Consider the following 23,798-nt stretch of genomic DNA (forward strand, 5'->3'; position numbering starts at 1 on the left):
CGGGCGCAGCCTAACATGGGCCCGGCTCTGTAGGACAGGGCAGGGGAGCGGGTCGGGACCGGCTTTCTCAAGCGGACGCTCAGCCGCACTCCACCGTGACATGCTCCATGCGCGGCAGGCTGCGCACCCGTTCACGGACACGGGCGCCGTCGGCGCCGGGCGCCAGGCTGATGATCGCGGCATGGGCGTGCGGGCCGATGCGCCAGACATGGAGGTCGCGGATGGTGGCGCCTTCGGCTTCGACCAGGCCGCGCACCCTGGCCATCAGCGCGGGTTCGGCGGTGTCGAGCAGGATCGCTGCGGTGTCCTTCATCAGGCCCCAGGCCCAGCGGGCGATGACCACCGCGCCGAGCAGGCCGACCGCCGGATCGAGCCACCACCAGCCGAGATAGCGGCCGGCCAGCAGCGCGGCGATCGCCAGCACCGACGTCAGCGCATCGGTCAGCACATGGACATAGGCGGCGCGCAGGTTGTTGTCGGCATGGCCCCCCTTGTGGTCGTGATCATGGTCGTCATGCGCGTGGCTATGCCCATGATCATGGCTATGGTCGTGGCCGAGCAGCAGGGCGCTGACTAGATTGATGACCAGGCCGATGATGGCGACCAGGGTCGCCTCGCCAAAGGCGACCTTCACCGGCTCGAACAAGCGCATGCCGGATTCGATCGCGATGAACAGCGCGGTCAGCAGCAGCAGCAGCGCGGAGGCAAAGCCGGACAGGTCGCCGACCTTGCCGGTGCCGAAAGTGTAGCGCGGGTTGCGGGCATGGCGCCTGGCATAGCTGTAGGCGGCGGCCGCCACCGCCAGCGCGCCGGCATGGGTCGCCATGTGGAAACCGTCGGCCAGCAGTGCCATCGACCCGGTGATCCAGCCGAAGGCGATTTCCACCACCATGGTCGCGGCGGTCAGCCAGACGACCCACAGGGTGCGCCTGGCATTCTTGTCATGCCCGGCGCTCAGATAGATATGGTCGAAATAATGGCGTTCCTCGCCATCCTTGTCAGTCGGTGGCGGGGCGGCCGGGGCGGGATGATGCGCATGGTCATGGTCGCATCCGGCGCCATGATGATGGTGCCCATGGGCGTGATCGTCGTGCATGGTCATTTCCCGTAGCGGCGGATCAGCGCCAGCATTTCTTCGGTGGCGGCCGTGCGCGCTTCGTCGGTCAGGCCGGGGCGGGCGACATGCTCGCGCATATGCTGCTCGATCAGTTCCTCCATCAGGCTGCCGACCGCGCCGCGCACCGAGGCGACCAGTTGGAGTGTCTCCGAGCAGCCGGCATCCCCCGCCAGCTGGCGTTCGACGGCGTTGACCTGCCCCGCGATGCGGCGCACCCGCGCCAGCAATTTGTCCCGATCCGCGATGATATGCATAGGATACCCCCCTATACTATGTGGATAAGGGGCGCAAGCCGCTGGGGATAGGGCGGGGATGCCAATTGGCGCCCAAAATCGACGCGACAGTCGAAGTTCACAGTGTCGTGCGGGTGATTTCGGGCCAATGCGCCGGCCAAGCACCTGCCCCGTGCCGGTGAAGCGACAGGCGCGCGACAATCGGGTCATGATGACGCGCCTTCGACGCGACAGGGAAAGGACAGTGAGGCGACAGGAAAGCGACACTTGCGCGCCGGTCGGGCGACAGCGGCTTGGCGGCGAAGGGCTGGAAAGAGGAGCGGGTGTCCATCGCCCAGGGTAGATCAGAGAAAGGCCGAGTAGGAAAGCGGGATGCCGGGTCAGGCCCGGCATGACGGACGGGAGGATGGCAACTGACGACCAGAAGCAGCCATCGTCACCCCGGCCTTGAGCCGGGGTCTCGCTTCTTTATTTGTTGCATAGAAAAGTGGGATGCCGGGTCAAGCCCGGCATGACGGATGTGGGTAGGGCGGCCAGGACCATTTCTTGCCATTCCCATCCCTTGTTGATCTGCCAAAAAGCAGGCACTCTTGCCCAGAACCGCCGGGTGGGTAACCAGACGGTGAACTCATACATCGCGTTTTGAACTAGAGGCCTTTATAGAATGCGCGGCCGCCGATGACGGCAGCGATCCACAGGCTGATGCCGACGAGGCCTTTTACAATGCCCCAGACCGATTGGGCGTGAGCATTGAATAGGAGTATTCCTCCAATGATCGCTGCAAGTCCCACCAATGCAAACACCGACTTTGCAGCGATCAGGTCATCGTTGAATGGTTCTGCCATGCAGGCAGGTTTATCGCATTTCCATTGTCGGGCCTACAGACGGGTTTCAATGATCAAGGAAAGCTGATTCAACACGGCGAAGCTGCCGGACAAGAAACGACCAGTTATTGCCGTTCCATCGAAAAGCACGATTGCCGGTAAGCTGCCATTGGGGCAGTTCAATAACCATGCGAGACGAGCGGAAATATGTAGTTGAGACGATTGGAGCATTCCTGAACGGGGCCAGTGGTAAGTGGGACTGGGATGACTTCACATCGACCTCGCTGCGCAGTGCGAAACTGAACAGCATTCGCTTGCGGGTTGCTGCGTTAGATTTGCCGCTCGATGCGGAAAGCGAGGCCACCTTGATGGCACTGCGTGACGAGGCAGAGCTACTGACTGACGCTAACATTGCAAAGCCAAGGCCTTGGCGCATGGCAACCGGAGTTGTTTGTGGGCTTCTCGTTGGTGCTGTCATCTGGTGGAACAATTACATTCCCGGCGCAGGCTTGTTTCAAAACCCTCAACTTTTCCTAATTCCAGCCGCGCTAGGCATTGTGGTCGTATCTCTACGCAATAAACGAAAAAAGGTCGGCCCGTATGATCCTGCTGTAGTGGCACTCAGCAGGCATGGTCGAGTTTAGGTTTGTCGGCTTTTCCTGATCGAGAATATAAAGCCGCCATTCCGCACCCCACCCATCCCGGACACCCCTGCCTGCCCGTCCCGCTTTGCCTTTGGCGTCGGCATCGCTAACAGGAGTGGGTGGCTGATCTGGAATGCGATCTTGCGATTATCGGCGGGGGCCTTGCCGGCGGGCTGATCGCGCTTGCCTTTGCCGAGCGGCGGCCGGGTACGCGCATCCTGTTGATCGAGCAGGCCGATCATGTCGGCGGCAATCATATCTGGTCCTTCTTCGACGGGGATGTCGATGCGCGCGACCGCTGGCTGGTCGATCCGTTGGTCAGCAGCCGCTGGTCGCAGGGGCATGAAGTGCGCTTTCCCGGCTATCGGCGGCAACTCGACACCCCTTATAACAGCATCGCCTCCCCCCGTTTCGACGCGCATGTGCGGGCGGCGCTGGGCGATCGCCTGCTGACCGGGGCGCGGGTGGCGACGATCGGCCGGCAATTTCTGGTGCTGGAGGACGGACGGCGGATCAGCGCGCCTGCGATGATCGATGCGCGGGGGGCAGGCGACCTGTCGGCGCTGCGCTGTGGCTGGCAGAAATTCGTCGGGCAGACGCTGCGGCTGGCGCAGCCGCACGGGATTGCGCGGCCGGTGATCATGGACGCGACGGTGGCGCAGATCGACGGCTATCGCTTCGTCTATCTGCTGCCGCGCGACGCCCGGACGATCTTTGTCGAGGATACCTATTATAGCGACGGACCGGCGCTGGACGAGGCAGGGATCGCGGAGCGGATCGCCGCCTATGCGCAGGCGCAGGGGTGGCAGGTGGAGGAAGTTATCCACAGCGAGAGCGGCGTGCTGCCGGTAGTGCATGGCGGCGATTTCGACCTTCACTGGCCGGTCGATGACCCGGTCGCGCGAGCCGGGGTGAAGGCGGGGCTGTTCCAGCCGATGACCGGCTATTCGCTGCCCGATGCGGTGCGATTCGCGACCTGGCTGGTGGAGCAGCCGCTGAAGGGCCTGCCGGCGGCGACGCGGACCTATGCTGCGGCGCACTGGAAGAAGGGACTTTATTATCGGCTGCTTGGCCGGATGCTCTTCGGCGCTGCGGCGCCGGACCAGCGCTGGCGCATCTTTGCCCGCTTCTACCGACTGCGGCCGGGGCTGATCCAGCGCTTCTACGCCGGGCGATCGACCATCGCCGATCGCATCCGCATCTTGTGCGGGCGTCCCCCGGTGCGCATAAGGGATGCCATGCACGCATTGCTGAACCCACCCGCCTGATGGAGCGGAAAGCGATTGTCATTGGCGCGGGCTTTGGCGGCCTGGCGCTGGCCATCCGTCTGCAGTCGGCCGGGGTGGCAACCACCCTGATCGAGGCGCGCGACCGCCCCGGTGGCCGCGCCTATATGTGGGAGAAGGACGGCTTCACCTTCGACGCGGGGCCGACGGTCATCACTGATCCGGCCTGCCTGGCCGAATTGTGGCGCCTGTCGGGGAACGACATGGCGCAGGATGTCAGCCTGGTGCCGGTGTCGCCCTTCTACCGGCTCAACTGGCGCGACGGCACCAATTTCGACTATTCCAACGACGAAGTGGCGCTGCGCGCGCAGATCGCCAAGCTCAATCCCGAGGACGTCGCGGGCTATGAGCGGTTCCTCGACTATGCCGACGGCGTCTATGAGGAGGGCTATCGCAAGCTCGGCTCGGTCGCCTTCCTCGACTTCGCCTCGATGGTGCGGGCGGGGCCGAGTCTTGCCAAATATCAGGCCTGGCGATCGGTCTATTCGATCGTGTCGAGCCATGTGAAGGACGAGAAGCTGCGCCAGGCGCTGTCCTTCCACAGCCTGCTGGTCGGCGGCAATCCGATGACCACCAGCGGCATCTATGCCCTGATCCACAAGCTGGAAAAGGATGGCGGGGTCTGGTTCGCCAAGGGCGGCACCAACCGGCTGGTGCAGGGCATGGCGACCCATTTCGAGCGGCTGGGCGGCGTGCTGCGGCTGGGCGACGCGGTGGTCGAGATCGAGACCCATGGCGACCGGGCGGTGGCGGTGCGCACGGCGTCGGGCTGGCGCGGGGAGGCGGATGCGATCGCCAGCAATGGCGACCTGATGCACAGCTATCGCGACCTGCTGGGCCATCATCCGCGCGGCCAGAAGCAGGCGGAAAAGCTGCAGCACAAGAAATGGTCGCCCAGCCTGTTCGTGCTGCATTTCGGCATCAAGGGCAGCTGGCCGGGCATTCCCCACCATATGATCCTGTTCGGCCCGCGCTATGAGGGGCTGCTGACCGATATCTACAGCCATGGCGTGCTGCCGGCGGATTTCTCGCTCTATCTGCATCACCCGACCGTCACCGATCCGTCGATGGCGCCGGAAGGCTATTCGACCTTCTATGCGCTCGCCCCGGTGCCGCACATGGGCAAGCTGCCGATCGACTGGGACCGGTTCGGCCCGGCCTATGCCGAGCGTATCCTGGACGAGATCCAGCATCGGCTGATCCCCGACATCCGGTCGCGCATCGTGACTCAGTTCCATTATGCGCCGAGTGACTTCGGCCGCGACCTCAATGCCCATCTGGGCAGCGGTTTCAGCCTGGAGCCGCTGTTGACCCAGAGCGCCTGGTTCCGCGCCCATAATCGGGACGATGTCATTCCCAACCTTTATCTGGTAGGGGCCGGCACCCATCCCGGCGCGGGCATCCCCGGCGTGGTGGGCAGCGCCAAGGCGACCGCGGCGCTGATGCTGCAGGACATGGCTTGAGGAGCGCGCGGCGCTTCGGGACTGGAAGATGATGAAAAGACTGGCTGTTTATTGTGGTTCGGCGACGCCGGCCGACCTCACCTATATCGACGCGGCGCGCCATGTCGGCCGCACCCTGGCACAGCGGGGAATCGGTGTCGTCTATGGCGGCGGCCGGCTGGGCCTGATGGGCGCGGTGGCGGATGCGGCGCTGGAAGCGGGCGGCGAGGTGATCGGCGTGATCCCCGAGGCGCTGGTCGGCGCCGAAGTCGCGCATCGCGGCTGCACCGAACTGCACGTCGTCCAGACCATGCACCAGCGCAAGCAGTTCTTCACCGACCTGTCGGACGGTTTCGTCACGATTCCGGGCGGCGTCGGCACGATGGACGAGCTGTGGGAGGCGATCAGCTGGGCGCAGCTGGGCTATCACAACAAGCCGGTCGGCCTGCTCAATGTCGCGGGCTTCTATGACCAGTTGATCGGCTTCAACCGGCAGATGGTGGAAGCCGGCTTCATCCGGCCGCAGCATGCCGGCATCATGATCCATGATGACAGCATCGAGGGGCTGCTGGACCAGATGGCCGCCTATCAGCCGCACGAGACGATCTTCGCGATGAAGGCCGCGCGGCTCTGAAATAATATTCCCCTCCCGCTTGCGGGAGGGGTTAGGGGAGGGCATGTCCGCTTCATGGACTTAACAGGCCCTCCCCCGGCCCCTCCCGCAGGCGGGACGGGAGAATGGAATCGCCCCGCCCTGGTCGCCCATGCCCGCGATAGCATTGCGCGGGGCTCCAGGAGCTTTGCCATGGCGTCGAAGCTGTTCGACCGGGTGACGCGCGAGCGGGCCTGGCTGCTCTACGCCTGGTGCCGCAAATGCGACGATATCGCCGATGGGCAGGACCATGGCGGGACGATGCGCGGCGTCGCCGACGGGCAGGCGCGGCTGTCGACCCTGCGGGTGCTGACCGATGCGGCGCTGCGCGGCGAGCCGACCGGCGACCCGGCCTTTGACGGCTTTGGCGTCGTCATGCGCGAATGCGCGATCCCGCACCGCTATGCCCATGATCTGCTGGAGGGGTTTGCGCTCGATGCGCGCGACTGGCGGCCGCGCAGCGAGGCGGACATGCTGCGCTATTGCTATCATGTCGCGGGCGCCGTGGGCTGCATGATGGCGGTGCTGATGGGCGTCGCCCCGGAGGATGAGGCGACGCTCGACCGCGCCTGTGACCTGGGCATCGCCTTCCAGCTCGCCAATATCGCCCGCGACATCAGCGAGGATGAACTGGCCGACCGCTGCTACCTGCCGGTCGAATGGCTGGTGGAAATGGACATGCCCCCCGGCGAGCATATGAAGCCCTGGCTGCGGCCGCAGCTGGCGATATTGGGCCAGCGGCTGGCCGACATGGCGGCGGCCTATGAGGACAGCGCGCGCCATGGCACCGGCGCGCTGCCGGCGCGGGCGGCCTGGGCGGTGCTGGCGGCGGCGGGCATATATGGCGACATCGCACGCGAAGTGGCGCGGCGGGGCGAGCATGCCTGGGACCATCGCGTGGTGACGCCGGGGCGCGAGAAGCTGGGCTGGGTAATCCGCGCGGGACGGCAGGTGCCGGGACGGGCGCGGCGCTGGCCGGCAGGGGCAGCGCGGTCTGCCGGGTTGTGGACGCGGCCGACTGTTTGATGGGTCGGTTTTCCGCCATTCCCCTCCCGCCTGCGGGAGGGGGAACATGTCAGCTTCTGGTCGCTGCCAGCATCCTCAATCCCATCCACTGCCTGCCCTGGGGATAAAAATAGGGCCGGTACTTTCGTACCGACCCCAAGGCATGTTCGCAGGAGGAACAAGGTGAGGCGGGCGGGCCGTGTCCCGGTCGGGCGGCCGCCCTGCCAATCTCAGTAGTTGTAGGCGCGCTCGCCATGCTCGCCGAGGTCGAGGCCTTCATATTCGACCTCCTGGCTGACCCGCAGGCCGGTGATGGCCTTGGCGATGAAGATGGCGATGGCGGTGCCGATCGAGGCCCAGATGATGGTCACGACGACCGCTTCGATCTGGACGAGCAGCTTGGCGCCGATTTCATAGTCCGCCGCGCCGGGGCCGCCGAGGGCGGGCGAGTAGACGATGGCGGTACCGATGGCGCCGATCATGCCGCCGATGCCGTGGATGCCGAAGGCGTCCAGGCTGTCGTCATAGCCAAGCTTGGGCTTGAGCACGGTGACGGCATAGAAGCAGATGATCGAGGCAACGGCGCCCAGCACGATCGCACCGAACGGGCCCGAGTTGCCGGCCGCCGGGGTGACCGCGACGAGGCCGGCGATGACGCCCGAGCAGAAGCCCAGGGCCGACGCCTTGTGGCCGTTGACGCGCTCAGCCAGCATCCAGAACAGAGCGCCCGATGCGGTGGCGACGAAGGTGTTGATCATCGCGAGGGCGGCCGAACCATTGGCTTCGAGCGCCGAGCCGGCGTTGAAGCCGAACCAGCCGACCCACAGCAGGCCGGTGCCGACGGCGGTCAGCGTCAGGCTGTGCGGGGCCATCGGTTCCTTGGGGAAGCCGATGCGCTTGCCCAGGATGAGGCAGGCCACCAGCGCCGAGACGCCGGCGTTGATGTGAACGACGGTGCCGCCCGCGAAATCGAGCGCGCCGGCCTTGAAGAAATAGCCAGAAGCAGCCCAGACCATGTGCGCGATCGGGAAATAGACGATGGTCAGCCAGATGGCGGCGAACACCATCACGGCCGAGAATTTGATGCGTTCGACCACCGAACCCAGCACCAGCGCAACGGTGATCGCGGCGAAGGTCATCTGGAAGCAGACGAAGACATATTCCGGAATCTCGACGCCGGCGGTGAAGGTCGCGGCCTGCGAAGCGGGCGTGATGCCCTTCAGGAAGGCCTTGTCGAAGGTCGAGACGAAGTTGGAGAGGCCGCTGGTATAATCGGGACCGAAGGCCATCGAATAGCCGTACATGACCCAGATCAGCATGGCGAGGCAGGCGGCGGCGCCGATCTGCGTCATCACCGACAGCATGTTCTTGCTGCGGGCAAGACCGCCGTAGAACAGGGCGAGGCCGGGCAGGATCATCAGGAAGACGAGGATGGTGGAGGTCATCATCCAGGCGGTATCGCCCTTGTCCACGGTCGCGGCCGGCGCGGCCGCGTCCTGTGCCCAGGCGGGCAGCGCGGCGAACAGCGAAAGGCCGGTGGCCCCCAGCGCGCCGCAGAGTTTCTTCGAAAAGGTCATTATTCCCCCCCCTTCTTACAGCGCGGTTTCGCCGGTTTCGCCGGTGCGGATGCGCACGGCCTGGCCGACATCGAGGACGAAGATCTTGCCATCGCCGATCGCGCCCGAATTGGCGGCGGCCTGCGTCGCTTCCACCACGCGCGGCGCGAGGTCGTCGTCGCAGACCACCTCGATCTTGATCTTGGGAACCATGTTGGTGGAATATTCGGCGCCGCGATAGATTTCGGTCTGGCCCTTCTGGCGACCAAAGCCCTTCACTTCGCTGACCGTCATACCGGCGATGCCAAGCGAGGAAAGAGCCTCGCGGACATCGTCAAGCTTGAACGGCTTGATGATAGCCATGACAAGTTTCATGTCGCCCCCTTATTTGGTGTGCGGCGACATACCAGCAAGAGGCGTGCCAATTTGCTAATGACGCATTAACGCGGGATTTCCACTAGGGGAGATTGTTGCGCCGCCGAAAAAATGTGCAGATGCACAGCCATGCCTAAAAAATAGGCATGTTCCCGCCTACCATTGCGATCCTTCGGCGACCGCTGCCGCTTCGGCGGGCAGGGTGGTGCGACCAAGGGCAGCGTTGCGATGGGGGAAACGGCCGAAGCGCGCGATGGTTGCATGATGCTGGCGGGCGAAATCGAGCGACCGGGCGTCGCCGGTCCCTTCGAACAGGGAGAGCGACAGCTCCTGATCGGCCAGATCCTCGCTATGCTGGAAGGGCATGTAGAAGAAGAGCCGGCCCGCCCCGCCAATCTGGATGTCATAGCCCAGCGCGATGGCGCCGCGCGCTACCTCACGGGCGATCGGGTCGGTGGCAAAGGCCTGGGCCTGGCCGCGGAACATGTTGCGGGGCAGCTGGTCGAACAGCAGCACCGCGGCCAGCGCATCGTCGGCGCGGTCGAGGAAGCTTTCGGGCGGAAGCGTCCGCTTCTCGCTCCACAGGACGGCGAAGCGGTCGATGCAATGCTGGTCGAGCGCCGGATCATGGCTGTACCAGCCTTCCTCGCCCACCTGGTTGAACCAGAAGTCGAGCAGGGCCGCCGCCCAGTCGGCGGTCACGGCGTCATGGCTGTCGGTCAGCATGTTCATACGCAAAATACGTATCGATCGTCGCCCGGTTCCTCGGCCCATGGCGGCGGCGGGTCGGGTGACCGCGCCGCCATGGCAGGAAGGGGGTCAGGCGGCGGTGCCGCCGACGGTCAGCCCGTCCATCAGCAGCGTCGGCTGGCCGACGCCGGCCGGCACGCTCTGTCCACCCTTGCCGCACATGCCGATGCCTTCGTCGAGCGCCCAATCGTTGCCGATGCCGATCACCTTGGTCAGCGCGGTCGGGCCGTCGCCGATCAGGGTCGCGCCCTTGATCGGATCACCGATCTTGCCATTCTCGACCTTATAGGCCTCGGTGCAGGAGAAGACGAACTTGCCCGAGACGATGTCGACCTGGCCGCCGCCAAAGCTCTTGGCGAAGATGCCCGACTTGACGCGCGACAGCAGCTCTTCCGGATTGTCCTGGCCACCCTTGATGAAGGTGTTGGTCATGCGCGGCATCGGCGCATGGGCATAGGATTCGCGGCGACCATTGCCGGTCGGCGCGACGCCCATCAGCCGGGCGTTGAGGCGGTCCTGCATATAGCCCTTGAGGATGCCGTCCTCGATCAGGATATTTTCCTGGGTCGGCGTGCCTTCGTCGTCGATCGACAGCGAGCCGCGGCGATCGAGGATGCTGCCATCGTCGACCACGGTGACGCCCGGCGCGGCGACGCGCTGGCCGATGCGGCCGGAAAAGGCGCTGGTGCCCTTGCGGTTGAAATCGCCTTCCAGGCCATGGCCGATCGCTTCATGGACCAGCACGCCCGGCCAGCCGGGGCCGAGCAGCACGGTCATTTCGCCGGCGGGGGCGGCGACCGAGCGGAGATTGACCTGCGCCTGGGCCAGCGCCTCGTCAATCGCGCGGTTCCAGATCTTGGGGTCCATCACCTGATCGTAGAGATAGCGGCCGCCAATGCCGAACACGCCGGTTTCGCGCCGGCCATTTTCCTCCAGGATGACCGAGACGTTGAGGCGGACGAGCGGGCGGATGTCGCTGGCGGTGAAACCGTCGGCGCGGACGATCTCGATCACCGACCAGCTGCCGGCGAGGCTGACCGAGACCTGGGCGACGCGCGGGTCGCGGGCGCGGGCGGCGGCGTCGATCGCGGCGCACAGGGTCACCTTCTCGGCGAAGGGCACCAGCTCCAGCGGATTGGCGTCGGTATAGAGGTGGCGATTGGTGCGCTGGGGCGGCGGGGCGGGCTGGCCCTTGGCCGGATCGAGCAGGGTCAGCGTCTGCGCCGCCTTGGCGATCGCCGCTTCGCTGAGGTCGTTGGCATGGGCAAAGCCGGTCATCTCGCCCGAGACGCCGCGCAGGCCGAAGCCCGCGTCGGTCGAATAATCGGCGGTCTTGAGCCGGCCGTCGTCGAAGCCGAAGCTCTCGCTGGCGCGATATTGGAGGTAGAGCTCGCCATCGTCGCAGGCTGAAAGCGCCTGCGCGGTTAGGCGGCGCGCACCATCGGGATCGAGCAGGCCAGGACGATAGAGCAGGCCGCGGGCATCAGTGAATTGCGAAGCGAGATCGGTCATGCCGCCCGATATAGGCGCGGCATGACGGATGCCCAATGGAAATTTTAAAGGCTGGCGCCCGAAGCGATGTCCGGCTTGTTGCCGAGATCGGCATTGTCGGCGACGCCGCCGGCCAGCACGAAGCGGCGATCGCAATAGCCGCAATCGACATAGCCATGCTCGTCGATTTCCAGGAAGACGCGCGGATGGCCAAGGGCGGCGGGAATGTCACCCGAACCGTCGCAGGAGACGCGGGACTTGGTGACTCGGATGATTTCGGGCGGCTGGATCATGGGAGGCGGAATTAGCAGCGGTAACGCGGCGCCGCAATATCTGGCAGCGCGCGATTACATCAGCGGATAGCGGGGCTGGCTGCAGCCGGCGTCGGCGGGGGGCTTTGCCGCGATCCTTGCGCTTGGGGTCTTGGGTTGCCAGTCGGCGCAATTGCCGACCGCCATCACCGCGAAGGGCGACAGCATCAGCAATATCGGCGCGACGGAGCCGCCAAGGAAGACGCTGATCGGCATGGGCGGGAAGATGCCGGAACCATGCTTGCTGCAGGATGAATGTTACGGGGGCGGATCGGGGCCGGTTTGTGGTGGTGCCAAGCCCTCGCTGTCGCTCGGGAGTTTTGCGGCCGCCCGTCCCCAGGACGGGCTCTAAAGGCCGAGCCCTTCGCTGTCGCTCGGGAGTTTCGCCGGAAGCCGTCCCCCGGACGGCTTCTCATTCGGCGAAACTGGTGGGCGATGACGGGCTCGAACCGCCGACATTCTCGGTGTAAACGAGACGCTCTACCAACTGAGCTAATCGCCCCCATGGGGTGCGGGCGCTTCTAGATTTTTTTGGGCGCGGGTCAAGCGGCCTTTATCCGATGCGGCAGATCAATGCGCGCGATAGCGATGGCTGGCACCGAACCAGCGTATGAGCTTCTCAGCCGCGTCGTCGGCGAGCGCGATGAAGATGCGGCGACCGTCATGCGGATCGGCGCGGCGCTCGACCAGGGCCTTGTCGGTCAATGTGCGAATCCAGCGCAGCGCCGTGGTCGGCGGCACGGCGGACGCGATGCATAGGCTGGAGACCGAGACATGGGCCTGTTCCAGCCGGGCGGCGAGCAGGTCGAGCATCATGTCCCAGGCCGGATCGGCAAACAGGTCGCCGGGCAGGAAATCGGCACGCAGCCGGCGGGCGCGCAGCAGGTCGCGGACCTGGGCGGCGGTGACGGAAGCGGTTTCCGCCATGGTGGCCGCGCCGATCGTGGCCATGGCCGGCATGGCGGTATAGCCACCCTGGCGGTCGGCGATGCGCGCGGGCATGTCGAACGCGGGGAGCGTAGGGCGCGGCCGATCGGTCAGGGCCTCGATGGTGCGAGCAAGACGGCTGACTTCCTCGCTCAGCCGCTGCAGCCGGTTGCCGTCGCTTTCATGGGTGGCGTCATGCAGATTACGGGGCAGAGCATCGCCGTGCGCGGCGGCGAGCAGGGCGGCGGCGATGTCGCTATTGTCGGGACTGCACAGCAACTGGGTCTGCGGGCTGCGCATGCAGGCAAAGGCCATGTCGAGTGTCTCGATCCCGGCGAGCAGCACGACCGCCATGCGATTCTGGATCGCGATCGTCTCGACCTGAACGATCAGCCGTTCGAGCAACGGATCAGGCTGGTGGCAGTGCAGCAGGACGACATCGCACCCGACCTGCATGTCGAGGCGGGCGGCGGCCTGATCGAGCGGCACGGTGCCGAGCAGGCGCAGGCCGGCGGCATGGGCCAGCATGGCGGCATCGTCGAACCATTCGTCATCGGCAACGATCAGCAGCCCACGCCGGTCATCCGGCGCGGCATAGGGGCTATCATGATCGGTCGAGAAGGGATCGGCCATCACCACGCAATCTCCCGTGCCTGTTATGTTCCGCAGCTTAGCCGCTTGCCCACCGGGCGCAGCCGGCGCTGACTCCATAATGGCGCAAATGCACGGGGCTGTCGTGATGGCCGTCACGCGCCCGCGATATCGGTGGGGATGCGGAAACGAAAAGGGCGCCGGCTGATGCGGGCGCCCTGTTCTGCCATTCGATCCGAAATGGAGTCATTTCGTCGCAGGTCAGACCGCGGTGCGGCGGGCGAAGTCGATATAGAGTTCGCGCAGCCGGGTCGCGACCGGGCCCGGCGTGCCGTCACCGACCGGCTGGCCGTCGATCCTGACGATCGAGAGGCAGAAGGTCGAGGCGCTGGTCATGAAGGCTTCCTTGGCGGCGAGCGCTTCGGCGAGGGTGAAGGGGCGGCGGATGACGGCGATGCCGCTTTCTTCCGCCAGCGCGGTCAGCGCCGCGCCGGTGCAGCCGGCCAGCACCGACTGGCTGTAGGGGCGGGTGACGATGCCTTCGTCGGTGACGATGAAGGCGGTGGAGGAGGCGCCTTCGGTGATGAAGCCATCCTCGATCATCCAGGCTTCCTGCGCGCCGGCTTCCTTGGCCGCCATCTTGGCCATCGCCTGGGCGAGCAGGCCCACGCTCTTGATGTCGCGCCGCGCCCAGCGCAGGTCGGCCATGGTGGCGACCGCAACGCCGGTCCTGGCGGCGGGCACATCGAGGAAGGTCTTGTTCTGGACGAACATGAACAGAGTGGGCTGCAGGCCGGCCGGCGGGATGAAGTCGCGGGTGACGTCGGCGCCGCGGGTGATCTGGAGATAGACCAGGCCCTCGCCAAGGCCATTATGGGCGACCAGCGCCTTCTGCGCCGCCTCGATCTCGTCCAGGGTGAGCGGCAGGGCGATGCCGATTTCGGTGCAGGAACGTTCCAGCCGGGCGAGATGGCTGGCGCTGTCGACCAGCCGGCCATCGATCACGGCCGCCACTTCATAAATGCCGTCGGCGAACAGGAAGCCGCGATCGAGCGGGGAGATGCGGACGTCTTCGAGCGGCAGAAACTGGCCGTTGAGATAGGCGACGGACATGGCGGCGGGCGATCCTTGGTCTGGTGATTTACGCCGCCGCTTTTGCCGCCGCGGCGGCCGGGGTCAAGGCGGCGAAATAGGATTTGCTCCGCTTAACTTCGCATATTTCCCGCACATTGTGACATTATCTTGCGCTGGCCTGATCCTATCGGAAAGTCAGGGGATGGCAGCGCCGATGATAGGGGAAAGGGCCGCTGTAGGACAGGCTCAGGCGGCCTTGCCCTTGAGTGCCTTTTGCCGGCGGCGCTGGACCGAGGAGCCGATGCCCATGGATTCGCGATATTTGGCGACGGTGCGGCGGGCGATGTCCATGCCCTTGGCGCGCAGCAGGTCGACCAGCGTGTCGTCGGAGAGGATGGCATGGGCCTCCTCCGCGCCGATCAGTGCCTTGATATGGCTCTTCACGGCCTCGGCCGAGACGGCGCCGTCGCCATCCGCCGCCGCGACGCCGCTGGTGAAGAAATATTTGAGTTCATAGAGGCCGCGCGGGCAGGAGAGATATTTGTTCGAGGTGACGCGGCTGACGGTCGATTCATGCATTTCGATCGCGTCGGCGACCGCGCGCAGCGTCAGCGGCTTGAGATAAGCGACGCCGTTGCGGAAGAAATCCTCCTGCTGGCGGACGATCTCGCTCGCCACCTTGATGATCGTCTTCTGCCGCTGGTCGAGCGCCTTTACGAGCCAATTGGCGCTGGCGAGGCAGTCGGCCAGCCAGGCCTTGCTTGCCTTGTCCTGCGGGCCGCCGGCCAGTTCGACATAATAGCTGCGGTTGACCAGCACGCGCGGCAGGGTGGCGCTGTTGACCTCTATGCCCCAGCCTTCGCGGGTGCGGCTGACGAACAGGTCGGGCGTGACCGGCGTGGCGCTGTCGCTGGCGAAGCGCAGGCCGGGCTTGGGATCATAGCCGCGCAGTTCGCGGATCATGTCGGCCAGATCTTCCTCATCCACGCCGCAGATGCGGCGCAGCTGGGGCAGGGCGCCCTTGGCCAGCAGGTCGAGATTGGCGAGCAGCCGCTGGATGCAGGGATCGTAGCGGTTCGCCTCCTTTGCCTGAAGGGCGAGGCATTCGGCGAGCGAGCGGGCGCCCACGCCGGTGGGATCGAAGCTGTGGATAACTTCGAGCACGGCCTCGACCGTGAAGAGTGGAACGCCCAGGCCATGGGCGGTCTGGAGCAGATTGGCCTCCAGATAGCCCGCTTCGCTGATCTGGCCGATCAACTGGGTGGCGATCAGCAGGTCCATGCCCGACAGCGTGCTGCGGGCCTGGTCCATCAGATGTTCCTGCAGGCTGGGCGCGGCATTGGCGAAACTGTCGAAATCGACCGCTTCGCCCGAACCGCTGCCGCCACCGAGCATGTCGAGCGAGCCTGAGCCGCTGCCCGCGGCCATGCGGTCGGCCGGGCCATCGTCGATGAAGGTTTCCGCGCCATGATCGACGTCGAGCGGACTGTCGGCGCCGCCCAGCCCCTGGGCAATCAGATCGTCGCTGGCGCCGGTTTCGGCGGCCAGCGTCGGCGCCTCCACCTCGCGGTCGACGCCGCTGCCTTCCCGGCCGCCGTCATCGGCGGCACCCTGTTCGAGCAGCGGGTTCTTTTCCAGTTCGCCCGCGACGAACGCCTCGATCTCCAGATTGGACAGCGCCAGCAGCTTGATCGCCTGCTGGAGCTGCGGCGTCATCACCAGAGACTGGCTCTGGCGGATGTCGAGGCGTGGCCCGAGCGCCATCAGCCGGGCCGTCCTGCATCAGCGAGGGGGCGCCGGCCGATCATGTCAGAGCTGGAAATTCTCGCCCAGATAGAGGCGGCGAACATCGGGATGGGCGACCAGTTCGGTCGGGCTGCCGGCGAACAGCACCTGGCCGCTGTAGATGATGCAGGCGCGGTCGACGATTTCCAGCGTCTCGCGCACATTATGGTCGGTGATGAGGACGCCGATACCGCGCGTCTTGAGCTGCTTCACCAGATCGCGAATGTCTGCGATCGACAGCGGATCGATGCCGGCGAAAGGTTCGTCGAGCAGTACGATCGAGGGATCGGCGGCCAGCGCGCGGGCGATTTCGCAGCGACGCCGTTCACCGCCCGACAGCGCCATGGCGGCAGAATCGCGCAAACGGGTGAGGCCGAATTCGTCGAGCAACTGTTCCAGCTTCTCGGCACGGGCGGCCTTGTTGGGTTCGGCCATTTCCAGCACGGCGCCGATATTCTGTTCGACCGTCAGGCCCCGGAAGATCGAGGTTTCCTGCGGGAGATAGCCCAGGCCCAGGATCGCGCGGCGATACATGGGCAGGCCGGTAATATCCTGGCCGTCGAGGATGATGCGGCCCTGGTCGGGGCGGACGAGGCCCATGACCGAATAGAAGCAGGTCGTCTTGCCCGCGCCATTGGGGCCGAGCAGGCCGACGACCTCGCCCTTGCCCACGGTCAGCGACACGTCGGACAGGACAACGCGCTTGTCATAGCTTTTCGCGATCGAGATGACGGACAGGCCCTCGCCCACTTCCTGCGGGGCGAGCGGTCGCGCCGAAGCGGCCCTGTCCTGGATCGTCACATCGTCCATCACTTCAATCCTTGTGCCGCCAAATCGGGGTGCGGCGGACATGGGTCCGCCTGCGGCAATTGGCAAGCTTTGTGCATGGGATCGCCGCCGGGGCAAGGGGAAAATGCGATGGAGAAGAGGGGGATGGGCGTGTCATCCCCCTGATGCACGGGTTATTCCACCATGATGCGCGGGTTGGGCAGGACGACACCGACATCGCTGGCATAGGCGTCCCACGCCTTTTCCAGCGCCGCCCGGCGCGCCGGTTCGCGGGCGGATAGGTCCGTGGTTTCGCCCGGATCGGCGGCGATGTTGAACAGATGCCATTGGCCATCGCCCGCATCGGTGATCTTCCAGTCGCCCTGGCGCAATGCGCGCGAGCCGAACAATTCGGTGCCGATCGCCTCGCTGGCGGGATGCACCGTGGATGCCTTCCCGGCGAGCCAGGGCGCCCAGCTGGTGCCGCGGATCGGCTGGACGGTGCGCCCCTGGAACGTCCCTTTGGGCGGGGCGATGCCGGCCAGGTCGATCAGGGTGGGGGCGACGTCCATGACGTTGAGATAGTCATGGGCGATGCTGCCGGGCTTCTTGACCGCTGGTCCGGAGAGGAAGGCGGTGGTGCGGGTGCCACCCTCGGTCGCGAACGCCTTGTAGAGCCAGGATGGCGTGGTCGCCGCCTGCGCCCAGCCGGGGCCATAGCTGATATAGCTGCTGTCCTTGCCGAGATTGTCATAGCTGTTATCGGCCGCCTCGGCACGGGCGCGGAAGCGGGGATTCCTGGCATGGACCAGATCCATCCCCTCGGCGCCATTGTCGGCGAGGAAGAGGATGACGGTATTGTCATATTCGCCGCTGGCCTTGAGCGCATCGATCACCCGGCCGACATTCTGGTCGAGCCGGTCGACCATCGCGGCATAGATTTCCATCGTCCGTGACGCGGTCTTCTTTTCATCCGGGGTCAGCTCTGCCCAGGGCTTGCTGTTTTCAAGGGGATGCTGGGCGGCGCTGGCCGGGACCAGGCCGAGCGCGACCTGCTTCTTCAGCCGCTCGGCGCGCAACGCTTCATAGCCCGCCTCATAGCGGCCCTTATATTTGGCGATGGTTTCGGCCGGGGCCTGTAGCGGCCAGTGCGGCGCGGTGAAGGCGAGATAGGCAAAGAAGGGCTTGTCGTCCTTGGTCGCCTTGATCTGGTCGATCAGCTTGGTGGCGAAGGCATCGGAGGAATAATAGTCGCTGGGCAGGCTTTCGAGCGTGCGGCCATCCTCGCGATAGGTGGTGAAGCCGGGCTTGGGCGTGGCCGAAATGTCGGTGCCATAATGATTGCCCGCCCCCTGCAGCAGGGCGAAGCTGTGCTGGAAACCGCGGGCATGGGGATCCTGCTCGGGCGTGAGGCCGAGATGCCATTTGCCCGAAAAGAGGGTGCGATAGCCGCCGGCGGTCAGGACTTCGGGCAGGGCGGCGATGTCGGTGCGCAGATAGCCTTCATGGCCGGGCTTGCCGACCTGATTGGGGGCCTGCATTTCCGCCATGGTGCCAAGGCCGGCGCGATGATTGTCGGTGCCCGACAGCAACATCGAGCGGGTCGGCGAGCAGGTGGGCGCGGTGTGGAAGCCGGTGAGGCGCACGCCCGACAAAGCGAGCCGGTCGAGATTGGGTGTGGATATCTCGCTGCCAAAGGCGCCGAGATCGGAATAGCCCAGGTCGTCGGCGACGATCACCAGGAAATTGGGACGCTTTTCCTGCGCCGCCGCGGGCGTGGTGAGGGCGGTGGCCAGCGCCAGGCTGGCAAGGACAGTGCGGAGCTTCATGGGGTCTTCCGTGAAAAGGGGCCGCGTCCGGAAGGAACGCGGCCCAGTGTGCCGAAGGGATTTACCTGAGTTCGGGGACAGGTTGGGGGGTGAGCAAGCCCTGCTCAGGCGGCTTCGGCAATCTTGCCATCTTCCTTCTTGATGATGCGGCTGTTGCGGCCGTCGATCGAGACGGGGACGGTGCCGGCGATGGTGGCGCGGCGGAGCTGACGATGCTGGGTGCCGAAATCGGCGATGGCGCGATGCTGGGTGGCGCGATTGTCCCAGATGGCGACGTCGCCCGGCTGCCAGCGCCAGCGGACGGTGTTTTCCGGCCGGGTCACGGCATCCTGGAAGGTGGCGAACAGGCGCTGGCTGTCGGCCTGGCTGAGGCCGACGAATTGCTTGAAGAAATGGCCCAGGATCAGTGAACGCTCGCCGCTTTCGGGATGGACATGGACCAGCGGATGTTCGGTTTCATAGACGGTCGAGGCGAAGACTTCGCGATAGCGCTTCACCGCTTCCTCATTCGCATTGGTGACGACCGAGGCATAGTCATAGAGGTTGGAATGGACCGCCCACAGGCTGTTGGCCAGCTGGCGCAGCGGTTCGGGCAGTTCCTCATAAGCGGCCGCCGTATTGGCCCAGAGCGTGTCGCCGCCGGCCTGCGGGATGACGATGGCGCGCAGGATCGAGGATTCGGGATAGGCAGGGACGAAGGTGACGTCGGTGTGCCAGCTCGATGCGGCGCGGCCCTCCTTCGAATCCAGTTCCAGCAGATATTTGGAGCCGGGCACGACCGGGACGGTCGGGTGGGCGACGGGCTTGCCGAAGCGTTCGGCAAAGGCTTCCTGGCCGGCATCGTCGAGATGATGCTGGGCGCGGAAGAAGATCACCTTGTGGCGGACGAGGGCGGCGCGGATCGCGGCGATGGTGGCGTCGTCAAGGTCGCCGCCCAGCGCGACGCCGCGGATCTCCGCGCCGATGCGGCCGGCGACGGGAACGACATCGAGCGGACCGTCGGCATCGGCGGCGTTGAGGAAGCTCTGGGTCAGGATGGTCATGGCAGGTCTCCTTGAATTTATGCGTGGACGGTCAGGCGGGGATCGCGTCGCGCTGGTCGAGGGCGCGGCGGATTTCGGCATGGGCGGCTTCGTCGAGCGGGAAGCGCCAGATGATGAGGGTGGCGATGATGTGGGCCAGGGCCGGGCCGAGGGCGAAGACGGTCTTCAATCCTTCGAGCGCGGACGGACTGTTGTGCGGGCCGGCGGCAAAGCCGAGCCAGGCGATGAGCGGCAAAGCGATGCCGATGCCGATCGCCGGGCCGAGTTTGGCCGAGAGGGCGAAGACCGAGAAGAAGAGGCCGGTGCGGTCATGGCCGGTGCGCAGCCGGTGAGCGTCGGCCACATCGGCGACCATGGCGCGCAGCATCAGGTTGCCCGAACCCTGGGTCAGCCCCTGGGCGATGGTGAGGGCGAGCAGCAGCGGCAGGCCGCCGGGGAAGACGAAGAGCAGGCCGATATTGATCGCCGCCTGGGCGATTTCGCCGCTGATCGCGGCCTGGCGCTTGCCGATGCGGGTGCCGATGCGCAGCCAGATCGGTGCGGCGGCGACGCCGAAGATGAACTGGAGCAGATAGAGGCCGCTGGCCCAGGCGGGCAGGCCCATATACCAGACGGCGAAGAAGACGATCAGGCTGGCGCGGATCGACTGGCCGGCGGTGACCACCGCGTCGGAGGCGAGGACGCGCAGCAGCAGCCGGTCGGAGAAGATGACGCTGGTGGCGCGCCAGAAGCTCTGGCGGATTGGCGGGGTGGCGGGCACCGGCGGTTCGGGCACGGAAAAGAGGGTGAGGGCGAGGCTGGGGACCAGGGTGGCGATGATGAAGCCGCCGACCAGTTGCAGCTTCAGCGTGCCATTGCCCGGTTCGACCTGATCGAGGATGGTCGGCAGCACCAGCACGGCGAGCAGGCCGATGGCGCGCAGCAGCGCCTGATAGCTGACGACGCGGGTGCGGCCATGATAATGGCGCGACAGCTCGCCGGCCCAGGCGGAGGCCGGGATCTCGATCATCGACCAGCCGAGATAGAAGAAGAAGAGGGCGGCGCCGAGATAGGCGGGCGTCACCAGCGCGGCGGGCGGGAAGAAGAGCAGGGCGGAGGACAGGCCGAACAACAGGCCGCCGGCCGCGATCCATGGGCGCCGCCGGCCAAAGCGGCTGCGGGTGCGGTCGCTGAGCGCGCCGACCAGCGGATCGGCGCTGACATCCCAGATGCGGCCCAGCAGGAAGATGAAGCCGATGGTCGCGAGCGAGAGGCCGAACTGGGTGGCGTAAAGCTGGGGCACGAACAGGGCGAGCGGCAGGCCGGCGCCGGCGATCGGCACCGCGATCGAGGCGAAGCCGGTGAGGCGCAGGCGCGAGGGCTCCCCCTCCCCGACGCGGGCGGGTTCCGGCCGGGTGATGCTCCGGTCATCCAGATAGTCTGCGTAGGGAAGGGTAGCCATGATCTTGCCTCCAGATTGGGGGTCAGAATTTGCTGCGCAGGGTGACGCCGATGGTGCGGGGATCGCCGACGGTGGCGGTGACGAGGCCGGTGTTCGCGACCGAGAGCGTGTCGACATAATCCTTGTCGAACAGGTTCTTGGCCCAGAGCGACAGGTCGATCAGGCCATCGTCCAGCCGCACGCCGATGCGCGCATTGGCGACGCCGTAGCTGGGCACCAGCGAGTAGCGGCTGTCCGACACGGCGGTGTAGTAGGAGGAGCGCCAGCTATAGTCGGCACGGCCGTAGAATTGGGCGTCGCCCCATTTGGTGGTGCCGAGCGGAATGGCGAAGTCGCCGCCCGCGCTCCACGACCATTGAGGCACGCCCGACAGCGGCTTGCCGCTAAGGTCGGTAACGGCCGAGCCGCCGGTGGTCGGGTTCAGCGCCTCGACCGGGGTCGGGCCGTTCTTGAAGTCGACATAATAGGCGTCGGTATAGGCGAGCGAGGCGTTGAGGTTGACATAGCGGCTGAGCGCCAGCGCACCGTCCAGTTCGAAGCCGCGCGCGCGCGCCTCGGGAATGTTGGTGATATAATTGCGGGTGCTGTTGGTGCCGACAATCTGTTCGGTGATCGCGGTCTGATAGTCGAAGATATTGGTCCAGAAGGCGGCGGCGTTGAGCGTTGCCTTGCCACCCCAGAACTGGCTCTTCACGCCGGCTTCGTAATTGTCGACCTTCTCGCCGCCGACATCGGGGCTGACCCCGGCGGGGATGTTGGTGAGGTTGAGCCCGCCCGATTTGTTGCCGCGCGAATAGGTGGCATAGACCAGCACGTCCGGCGTCACCTTGTAGGACAGGGTGGCCAGGCCCGAGAGGCTGTTGTCGGTGAAGCCGGTCGAGTAGCTGGTAACGGGGTTGAGGCTGTTGCGCAGCGCGATCGCGGCGGTGCGCTGGGCCGCGGTCAGGCTGGAAAGATCATTCCCCTCCGCCCACCACTGGCTGTAGCTGCCCTGCTTCTTTTCATGCGTGTAGCGCAGGCCGAGCGTCAGCGAGAGGCTGTCGGGGATGATGGCGTAGCTGGCCTGGCCGAACAGCGCGGCGCTCTTCGTCTCGGGATTGGAGCTGGAGCGGGCGACGAAGCCGTTGACCGCCGCATTGCTGACCACCGGATCGGCATTGGGAAAGAGCCAGAGCGGCGCGTCCACGCCATAGCCGGCAGCACCCGAGCCGTCGATGATCTGCCAGAAATAATAGGCGCCCAGCACATAGGAGAGGCGGGTGTCGCCATTGGAGGCGACGCGAAATTCCTGGCTGAACTGGCGCTGGTTATTTTCCTGATGGTTGAGCGTGTTGACCGAGAGCGAGGTGGCGTCGCTGTCGTTGCGCGGATACCAGTTCCAGGCGCGATAGGCGGTGATGGAGCTGAGCGTCACCGGGCCGACATCCCAGTCGGCCTTGCCCGAAATGCCCCACTGATTCATGTTCGCCTGGAACTGGCCGTCGACATCGACCTTGCGGGCGAAGGGATCGGTGGCGAGCGGCGTGTAACCGGCGCGGGCGGCGCGGATCGCGAAATTGTTCGCGATCGTGTTGCCGTCATCATAGGTGGTGAAAACGGTGCTGGGCAGGCGGACGCAGCAATTGAGCGTCTGCTTGGCATAGTCACCGATCAGGCGCAGGCTGAAGCCCTCACCCTGGGTCAGCAGCAGCTGGCCGCGCGCGGTGAAATTGTCGTAATCGTGAATTTTCTTGCCGTTATGGACATTGGTCAGGAAGCCATCGCGATGCGTGTCGGCAATGCTGACGCGCACCGCCGCCCAGTCGGTCAGGCCACCGGTGACCGAGCCGCGCACCTGATGGAAACCATAGTCGCCCAGCGTCGCTTCCACCTGGCCGCCGAAATCGAAGCTCGGCTGGCGGGTGGTGATGTTGATCGCGCCGGCGGTGGTGTTCTTGCCGAACAGCGTGCCTTGTGGCCCGCGCAGCACCTCGATCCGTTCGAGGTCGACCAGGTCGAACTGGCTGGCGCCGACGCGGCCATAATAGACATCGTCGATATAGACGCCGACGCCATTTTCGAGGCCGTCATTGGTCAGGGCGACATTGGAGCCGAGGCCGCGAATGTTGATGTTGGTGTTACGGGGGTTGAAGCTGAACAGCTGGAGGCTGGGCGCGACCTGCTGCACGGCGGCGAGCGTATAGTCGCCGCGCTGTTCGACCAGATCGCCGCCGACGACCGAGAGGGCGACCGGCACGTCCTGCGCCTTTTCGGCGCGGCGGCGGGCGGTGACCAGGATGGGGGCGCCATAATCGCCTTCATCGACGGCGGCTTCGGGGGCCGGGGCAGGCGCCGCGGCGGCGGGTTCGTCGGCAGCATGAGCGGCGCTCGGCAACAGGCCGATGGCGACGCCGGCGAGCAGCAGGCGACGGAGGGACAGGCCGTGCCGGGGTCGGCTGGGCGCGAGGACTTGGGACATGAAGAGGCTTACTCCCTGAATTTCTTGTCTGTTCTGCTTGTGGGCTGCGGACGCAGGGCATCGTCGCGCACGGCATTCAGGCCGTAGAGCGCGGCGGCCGCCTGGAGCAGCGACACGGAATAGGCTGGGTGCGGCGACGCGCGTCGGCCGCGAGCTTCCACGGGCATGCGATCCCCCTTTCCCGCACGACGCATCG

Annotated in this window: 23 protein-coding genes and 1 tRNA gene; 5 read left to right on the forward strand and 19 right to left on the reverse strand. The window is 65.8% G+C overall.

Annotated features, from left to right (window positions below):
• Positions 1–79: 79 nt before the first annotated feature.
• The 3 genes from dmeF to BRX37_RS19065 all read right to left on the reverse strand — a co-directional run bounded on the left by dmeF (position 80) and on the right by BRX37_RS19065 (position 2,195).
• Positions 80–1,102, reverse strand: coding sequence for a CDF family Co(II)/Ni(II) efflux transporter DmeF (gene dmeF, locus BRX37_RS19055; RefSeq protein WP_125988733.1), 1,023 nt, complete (start codon positions 1,100–1,102; stop codon positions 80–82).
• The gene (locus tag BRX37_RS19060) at positions 1,099–1,371 is read right to left on the reverse strand and encodes a metal/formaldehyde-sensitive transcriptional repressor (protein WP_010335593.1); all 273 of its coding nucleotides are present in this window, start codon (positions 1,369–1,371) and stop codon (positions 1,099–1,101) included. The genes dmeF and BRX37_RS19060 overlap by 4 nt, the downstream gene beginning before the upstream one ends.
• A gap of 626 nt (positions 1,372–1,997) precedes the next feature.
• Positions 1,998–2,195, reverse strand: coding sequence for a hypothetical protein (locus tag BRX37_RS19065; RefSeq protein ID WP_097384118.1), 198 nt, complete (start codon positions 2,193–2,195; stop codon positions 1,998–2,000).
• 167 nt (positions 2,196–2,362) lie between these two features.
• Here BRX37_RS19065 and BRX37_RS27120 point away from each other — a divergent pair, with 167 nt between their 5' ends.
• From BRX37_RS27120 to BRX37_RS19090, 5 genes are all read left to right on the forward strand, one after another.
• Positions 2,363–2,818 carry a hypothetical protein gene (locus tag BRX37_RS27120; protein ID WP_206434183.1) on the forward strand — a complete coding sequence of 152 codons (456 nt, stop codon included), beginning with the start codon at positions 2,363–2,365 and terminating at the stop codon, positions 2,816–2,818.
• Between the two features lie 119 nt (positions 2,819–2,937).
• On the forward strand, positions 2,938–4,086 hold the full coding sequence (gene crtY / locus BRX37_RS19075) for a lycopene beta-cyclase CrtY (RefSeq protein ID WP_125988735.1): 1,149 nt from the start codon (positions 2,938–2,940) through the stop codon (positions 4,084–4,086).
• On the forward strand, positions 4,086–5,567 hold the full coding sequence (locus BRX37_RS19080; RefSeq protein WP_017503709.1) for a phytoene desaturase: 1,482 nt from the start codon (positions 4,086–4,088) through the stop codon (positions 5,565–5,567). The genes crtY and BRX37_RS19080 overlap by 1 nt, the downstream gene beginning before the upstream one ends.
• Before the next feature lie 31 nt (positions 5,568–5,598).
• Positions 5,599–6,180, forward strand: a complete 582-nt coding sequence (locus tag BRX37_RS19085; protein WP_010335596.1) for an LOG family protein — start codon at positions 5,599–5,601, stop codon at positions 6,178–6,180.
• A gap of 54 nt (positions 6,181–6,234) precedes the next feature.
• A complete protein-coding gene (locus BRX37_RS19090; protein WP_125988737.1) occupies positions 6,235–7,224 on the forward strand; it encodes a phytoene/squalene synthase family protein in 990 nt (329 codons plus the stop codon).
• 209 nt (positions 7,225–7,433) lie between these two features.
• On the opposite strand, the gene BRX37_RS19095 is transcribed toward BRX37_RS19090, so the two are convergent.
• The 16 genes from BRX37_RS19095 to BRX37_RS19170 all read right to left on the reverse strand — a co-directional run bounded on the left by BRX37_RS19095 (position 7,434) and on the right by BRX37_RS19170 (position 23,769).
• Complete coding sequence (locus tag BRX37_RS19095; protein WP_017501519.1) at positions 7,434–8,780, reverse strand: ammonium transporter; 1,347 nt, start codon at positions 8,778–8,780, stop codon at positions 7,434–7,436.
• A 15-nt stretch (positions 8,781–8,795) separates the two neighbouring features.
• Positions 8,796–9,134, reverse strand: coding sequence for a P-II family nitrogen regulator (locus tag BRX37_RS19100; protein WP_004209785.1), 339 nt, complete (start codon positions 9,132–9,134; stop codon positions 8,796–8,798).
• Positions 9,135–9,290: 156 nt separating this feature from the next.
• Complete coding sequence (locus BRX37_RS19105) at positions 9,291–9,866, reverse strand: DUF924 family protein (protein WP_010336942.1); 576 nt, start codon at positions 9,864–9,866, stop codon at positions 9,291–9,293.
• An 87-nt stretch (positions 9,867–9,953) separates the two neighbouring features.
• A complete protein-coding gene (gene tldD, locus BRX37_RS19110; RefSeq protein WP_125988739.1) occupies positions 9,954–11,396 on the reverse strand; it encodes a metalloprotease TldD in 1,443 nt (480 codons plus the stop codon).
• A gap of 44 nt (positions 11,397–11,440) precedes the next feature.
• Positions 11,441–11,668 (reverse strand): zinc-finger domain-containing protein, encoded by a 228-nt coding sequence (locus tag BRX37_RS19115; RefSeq protein WP_037518483.1) that lies wholly within the window; start codon positions 11,666–11,668, stop codon positions 11,441–11,443.
• Positions 11,669–11,722: 54 nt separating this feature from the next.
• Complete coding sequence (locus BRX37_RS19120) at positions 11,723–11,902, reverse strand: hypothetical protein (RefSeq protein WP_125988741.1); 180 nt, start codon at positions 11,900–11,902, stop codon at positions 11,723–11,725.
• 210 nt (positions 11,903–12,112) lie between these two features.
• Positions 12,113–12,188 (reverse strand) — tRNA-Val (locus BRX37_RS19125).
• 68 nt (positions 12,189–12,256) lie between these two features.
• Complete coding sequence (locus BRX37_RS19130; protein ID WP_125988769.1) at positions 12,257–13,246, reverse strand: helix-turn-helix domain-containing protein; 990 nt, start codon at positions 13,244–13,246, stop codon at positions 12,257–12,259.
• 219 nt (positions 13,247–13,465) lie between these two features.
• Complete coding sequence (locus tag BRX37_RS19135) at positions 13,466–14,317, reverse strand: D-amino-acid transaminase (RefSeq protein WP_099232577.1); 852 nt, start codon at positions 14,315–14,317, stop codon at positions 13,466–13,468.
• A gap of 207 nt (positions 14,318–14,524) precedes the next feature.
• On the reverse strand, positions 14,525–16,042 hold the full coding sequence (rpoN, locus tag BRX37_RS19140) for an RNA polymerase factor sigma-54 (protein ID WP_125988743.1): 1,518 nt from the start codon (positions 16,040–16,042) through the stop codon (positions 14,525–14,527).
• A 45-nt stretch (positions 16,043–16,087) separates the two neighbouring features.
• The gene (gene lptB, locus BRX37_RS19145) at positions 16,088–16,873 is read right to left on the reverse strand and encodes an LPS export ABC transporter ATP-binding protein (RefSeq protein WP_010336951.1); all 786 of its coding nucleotides are present in this window, start codon (positions 16,871–16,873) and stop codon (positions 16,088–16,090) included.
• A gap of 152 nt (positions 16,874–17,025) precedes the next feature.
• Positions 17,026–18,660, reverse strand: a complete 1,635-nt coding sequence (locus tag BRX37_RS19150) for an arylsulfatase (protein ID WP_125988745.1) — start codon at positions 18,658–18,660, stop codon at positions 17,026–17,028.
• Positions 18,661–18,764: 104 nt separating this feature from the next.
• Positions 18,765–19,703, reverse strand: a complete 939-nt coding sequence (locus tag BRX37_RS19155; RefSeq protein ID WP_010336953.1) for a TauD/TfdA dioxygenase family protein — start codon at positions 19,701–19,703, stop codon at positions 18,765–18,767.
• 31 nt (positions 19,704–19,734) lie between these two features.
• Complete coding sequence (locus BRX37_RS19160) at positions 19,735–21,144, reverse strand: MFS transporter (RefSeq protein ID WP_125988747.1); 1,410 nt, start codon at positions 21,142–21,144, stop codon at positions 19,735–19,737.
• A 22-nt stretch (positions 21,145–21,166) separates the two neighbouring features.
• Positions 21,167–23,602 carry a TonB-dependent receptor gene (locus tag BRX37_RS19165; protein WP_125988749.1) on the reverse strand — a complete coding sequence of 812 codons (2,436 nt, stop codon included), beginning with the start codon at positions 23,600–23,602 and terminating at the stop codon, positions 21,167–21,169.
• 8 nt (positions 23,603–23,610) lie between these two features.
• Positions 23,611–23,769 (reverse strand): hypothetical protein, encoded by a 159-nt coding sequence (locus BRX37_RS19170; protein WP_004209804.1) that lies wholly within the window; start codon positions 23,767–23,769, stop codon positions 23,611–23,613.
• Positions 23,770–23,798 lie beyond the last annotated feature (29 nt).

Origin of the sequence: Sphingomonas sp. S-NIH.Pt3_0716 (assembly GCF_003950715.1) — a bacterium.
GTDB lineage: Bacteria > Pseudomonadota > Alphaproteobacteria > Sphingomonadales > Sphingomonadaceae > Sphingobium > Sphingobium yanoikuyae_A.

Coding starts and splice junctions, on each gene's coding strand:
- BRX37_RS19155 (WP_010336953.1), bottom strand. CDS start 19,703: ATGACCATCCTGACCCAGAGCTTCCTCAACGCCGCCGATGCCGACGGT.
- rpoN (WP_125988743.1), bottom strand. CDS start 16,042: ATGGCGCTCGGGCCACGCCTCGACATCCGCCAGAGCCAGTCTCTGGTG.
- BRX37_RS19105 (WP_010336942.1), bottom strand. CDS start 9,866: ATGAACATGCTGACCGACAGCCATGACGCCGTGACCGCCGACTGGGCG.
- BRX37_RS19080 (WP_017503709.1), top strand. CDS start 4,086: ATGGAGCGGAAAGCGATTGTCATTGGCGCGGGCTTTGGCGGCCTGGCG.
- BRX37_RS19115 (WP_037518483.1), bottom strand. CDS start 11,668: ATGATCCAGCCGCCCGAAATCATCCGAGTCACCAAGTCCCGCGTCTCC.
- lptB (WP_010336951.1), bottom strand. CDS start 16,873: ATGGACGATGTGACGATCCAGGACAGGGCCGCTTCGGCGCGACCGCTC.
- BRX37_RS27120 (WP_206434183.1), top strand. CDS start 2,363: ATGCGAGACGAGCGGAAATATGTAGTTGAGACGATTGGAGCATTCCTG.
- BRX37_RS19135 (WP_099232577.1), bottom strand. CDS start 14,317: ATGTCCGTCGCCTATCTCAACGGCCAGTTTCTGCCGCTCGAAGACGTC.
- BRX37_RS19085 (WP_010335596.1), top strand. CDS start 5,599: ATGAAAAGACTGGCTGTTTATTGTGGTTCGGCGACGCCGGCCGACCTC.
- dmeF (WP_125988733.1), bottom strand. CDS start 1,102: ATGACCATGCACGACGATCACGCCCATGGGCACCATCATCATGGCGCC.
- BRX37_RS19100 (WP_004209785.1), bottom strand. CDS start 9,134: ATGAAACTTGTCATGGCTATCATCAAGCCGTTCAAGCTTGACGATGTC.
- BRX37_RS19160 (WP_125988747.1), bottom strand. CDS start 21,144: ATGGCTACCCTTCCCTACGCAGACTATCTGGATGACCGGAGCATCACC.
- BRX37_RS19090 (WP_125988737.1), top strand. CDS start 6,235: ATGGACTTAACAGGCCCTCCCCCGGCCCCTCCCGCAGGCGGGACGGGA.
- BRX37_RS19120 (WP_125988741.1), bottom strand. CDS start 11,902: ATGCCGATCAGCGTCTTCCTTGGCGGCTCCGTCGCGCCGATATTGCTG.
- BRX37_RS19065 (WP_097384118.1), bottom strand. CDS start 2,195: ATGGCAGAACCATTCAACGATGACCTGATCGCTGCAAAGTCGGTGTTT.
- BRX37_RS19170 (WP_004209804.1), bottom strand. CDS start 23,769: ATGCCCGTGGAAGCTCGCGGCCGACGCGCGTCGCCGCACCCAGCCTAT.
- BRX37_RS19060 (WP_010335593.1), bottom strand. CDS start 1,371: ATGCATATCATCGCGGATCGGGACAAATTGCTGGCGCGGGTGCGCCGC.
- tldD (WP_125988739.1), bottom strand. CDS start 11,396: ATGACCGATCTCGCTTCGCAATTCACTGATGCCCGCGGCCTGCTCTAT.
- BRX37_RS19165 (WP_125988749.1), bottom strand. CDS start 23,602: ATGTCCCAAGTCCTCGCGCCCAGCCGACCCCGGCACGGCCTGTCCCTC.
- BRX37_RS19095 (WP_017501519.1), bottom strand. CDS start 8,780: ATGACCTTTTCGAAGAAACTCTGCGGCGCGCTGGGGGCCACCGGCCTT.
- BRX37_RS19150 (WP_125988745.1), bottom strand. CDS start 18,660: ATGAAGCTCCGCACTGTCCTTGCCAGCCTGGCGCTGGCCACCGCCCTC.
- BRX37_RS19130 (WP_125988769.1), bottom strand. CDS start 13,246: ATGGCCGATCCCTTCTCGACCGATCATGATAGCCCCTATGCCGCGCCG.